Genomic DNA, 3489 nt, shown 5'->3' on the forward strand with positions numbered 1-3489 from the left:
TTGAGAATCCACCATGAGGACATTTAAGAGTTGTTATACTAGGAAATGGGGATTATTTGCAATAATATTGTTGATACTTTCAATTTGGCATTTGAAGGTGTTTTCATCAACATATGTTTACAATCCATTGAATTCAAATTTTAATCCTGTTCAGCCGCCAATAATATTCTCAAATCCAAATAATCCAAATGCAACTGTAAATTTAGGTGAAGCATACACGTCGGCAAACATAACTTTAACGAGGAATCTGGCTTTAAACGTTTATGATGAGGATGAGAATGGAACTATATATCTTGAGGGGCCAGCACCATACATCAACCTAGACCCTGGAGGATACTATAATGTTTCATGGAGCGTACATATGGCAAGCTTTGAAGATCCTATGGGTAAGGGCGTAATAATAATTGACTTAAGATTCTATAATGGATATACGGATAACTATTATTTGGCAAGTATAACGTACTATGGAAGCTACGTTAAAGCTGCTTTGGGATTATTGTATGGACCAGATCCAGCTTCCGAAGGGCAAAGCTCACCGTACACGATAAACCCGTATCAGAAGCATGAGTTCAAAATTAGGGTGGAGAGGTCTATTGATGGATGCATATTGACTTTAAAGTGGTTTGTTGATGGAGTAAACATTTACAGCTACCAATACAATATCACGCAAGGAACGCAAATAATCATATATGAATCATACTTTGGATGGCTTAATCAAGATAAGCCAGAATTGAAGTTTGAAGCCTATTTGGATGATGTACATGCTGAGGGGGTGTATAATGCTTCAGAAAACTTTGAGGATGGTGTGGATGACGTATTCATAATAGGTGAATCCACAGGATATACTGGTAAAAGGATATCGTACTATACGTATCCACAAAAATTCTTATTGGCATTAAATAATCATGGGGTTTACAATGTGAGTTTGGAGTTTGAATCGATCAATGGTGTAATACCATCAGGGTTTAATGCATCCATATGGATAAACTTGAATAGTCAATACAGTAGGTCAGCGAAGGTGGTTAATGGGTTGATTGTGGAAAATCAAACATCAAAGATTCTCTTGCAGCAAAACTCGATATTAAATCTGTACGTGAATATTACAGCTACATATCCAGCCAATTGGAGTGTGACGTTGAAGATACTATTCAAGTATGAAGTTGAAGATTACATTACGGTAAGTTACCCATTGAGGGTTGAGGCGGGTTATGGATGAAGCGGATGGCATTAAAGCTACTGCTCGTAATTCTACTGCTCACACCATTAATTGGTAGAGTGCTGACTTTACCAGCAACAATAATGTTGTATACTGGTTCAAGTATGAAGCCAACAATAGATTGTGGAGACCTCATAGTATGCGTATCAAGGGATTATTTGAAATATGATGTTGGGGATATAGTGGTATGCATAATTGAACCCATGCAGTATATTGCGCATAGAATTGTGGAATTGAGGGGAGACTCCGTAATAATGAAGGGTGACAACATGCAACTGCTAGATCCACCAATAGATAAGGATTACATTAAATATGTGGTTACAGCAGTGATACCGTTGGAATTATGGTTTCCAATGGTCGTGGTTATTGCAATGGTATACATGGCTTTAAGGGGGAGGAGGGTTATTGCAAATGTGAGGGGAGGTAAGGATTTTGAGGTAATGGTGTTTGAGATGTCAATATTGATTAGCATAGCAGTAGTATCGCTTACGCCTATAAATAGCACTCCAATACAATCAGCAATAGCTAAACCATCAGTAAATTTGATGGAGGTGAAAATTCTAAGTGTATCGGAAGTTATGGTTAGATATAGCGTACAGTATACGTATCCAATAAATGTTGAGGAATGCATATTCAAAATAGCGAACAAAACAATATACTCAAAGGCGCACATAAGTGATGATCACACGGTAATTGTTGAAACGCCATTGGAAATCTATCAATTGGCATATGGGAATAGGGTTGAGGATATAAATTTCAAATTAAAGGTGAGGTTTGATAAGGGGGTTTTGGAGGGGAACTATACCTATAAAATAAACTGGAGGAAATTGAACATATACGTTGAGGGTGAAGAGCTTGTAATTGAAAATCCAAATTATGTGAGTATGAATGTAAGCTTGATAAAGGTGATATATATGATGATGGATAAGGCTGGATTCACGAGAATAATGAAAACAGATTACATGGAACCGATAACTGTGAATGCATTATCAAAACAAGTTTTGAAGATTGGGAGGGAGGGTGAAGCCATCGGCGCATATGTGGAGTTGAAATATGAGTTTCTGGGGGGAGAGGTGTTTGAGAGGAAATACATCAAATTCACAGGATAAAACACTAAGCAAACTTACGCTATTATCTCTAGTGATCATGCTATTGAATGCCATATACAAGCTAACTTTAACTTTAATCCCAAAATACACTTTTAGTGGACCATTGAGTGGAATCATAGCAATAGCATACAATAGATTAGAGTATTATGGATCTCCAATAGAGGTAGACCAATTAAAATCCATAGCAACACTCTCAATCCCACCGATAACACTATACATGTTTGAATTGATGGCATCATTAACTATGATTGTGATGCTGTATAGGGGGAGGGAAGCTTCAACCATCATAAAATTGATGTTCGGGTTAAGTTTAGCCTCAATGATCATGTGTGGATTGATAATTGGATTGACGAGGAGTCTAGACATTATAGCACAACAACTTATCATAAACAATAATTATGTATCAAATGCTGGAATCATAAAGTTTGGAGAAACAAGAATGGAGATAGCAACGATTGCAATTATACTTGCAAATCCAACCATTATGATATTCAGTGAAACAATTCAAATGGTAAGTTCAGCAATAAATTATGTCAAAATCCATGAGCAATAAATTGGAAATAATTGCAACATGTGAAATTTAATGGGCAGTTTCCCAAATGTAATGTTACTTCAACCCAGTAGGAGGATACAATTACATACCTTTTCGAATCCACCAATCCCTCATCACTCTTACAATAAATTCATCAAGATCTTCAGGCCACTTCTCCACCTTAAAGACTCCAAAATACTTCTGGGCAACTGATTTCATAGGCTTAATAACAACCCCAATTCCATAAAGAATATAATTTCAAAACATAAATTTTCCCCATAAAAATTAGTATTAGACTCACGGCAGGTAATGGTCTAGTGTAAAACTAGTTATCCTGGTGTTATGGTTATTGGGATTATTATTTTTCCACTATATACTTGTATATGGAATCCAGTGATTATGTAATTGTATTTATCGTATTGTATTTCGGCATATGGGTTTATGATTGCATGGATGGTGTAATCGATATTTAAGTATAGTATGCTTGGAAATTTATCTTCCATGTAGGAAATGTAGTGATGGAATTCTGAGAGGTCTGGTAGAAATCGCTTATAATGGGGGTCAACATAAGCGTATATGTATATGACGGTTTCATTTTTGTAAAAGATTCTGTAATTGAATATGTAAGCGTT

Annotated in this window: 4 protein-coding genes; 3 read left to right on the forward strand and 1 reads right to left on the reverse strand. The window is 36.1% G+C overall.

Annotated elements, in window-relative coordinates:
- Positions 1–13: 13 nt before the first annotated feature.
- Genes MRT15_RS10325 through MRT15_RS10335 form a run of 3 tightly spaced genes read left to right on the forward strand, consistent with a single transcriptional unit; the run spans position 14 to position 2878 of the window.
- Positions 14–1216, forward strand: a complete 1203-nt coding sequence (locus tag MRT15_RS10325) for a hypothetical protein (RefSeq protein ID WP_304330025.1) — start codon at positions 14–16, stop codon at positions 1214–1216.
- Positions 1213–2325, forward strand: coding sequence for a S24/S26 family peptidase (locus MRT15_RS10330; protein WP_304330027.1), 1113 nt, complete (start codon positions 1213–1215; stop codon positions 2323–2325). The genes MRT15_RS10325 and MRT15_RS10330 overlap by 4 nt, the downstream gene beginning before the upstream one ends.
- The gene (locus MRT15_RS10335; protein WP_304330029.1) at positions 2270–2878 is read left to right on the forward strand and encodes a hypothetical protein; all 609 of its coding nucleotides are present in this window, start codon (positions 2270–2272) and stop codon (positions 2876–2878) included. The genes MRT15_RS10330 and MRT15_RS10335 overlap by 56 nt, the downstream gene beginning before the upstream one ends.
- 308 nt (positions 2879–3186) lie before the next feature.
- Here the strand turns inward: MRT15_RS10335 and MRT15_RS10340 are convergent.
- The coding region (locus MRT15_RS10340) for a hypothetical protein (RefSeq protein WP_304330031.1) at positions 3187–3489 on the reverse strand (303 nt) is incomplete at its 5' end.

The organism is Candidatus Culexarchaeum yellowstonense, assembly GCF_024707025.1.
In the GTDB taxonomy this organism is placed as follows: Archaea; Thermoproteota; Methanomethylicia; order Culexarchaeales; family Culexarchaeaceae; genus Culexarchaeum.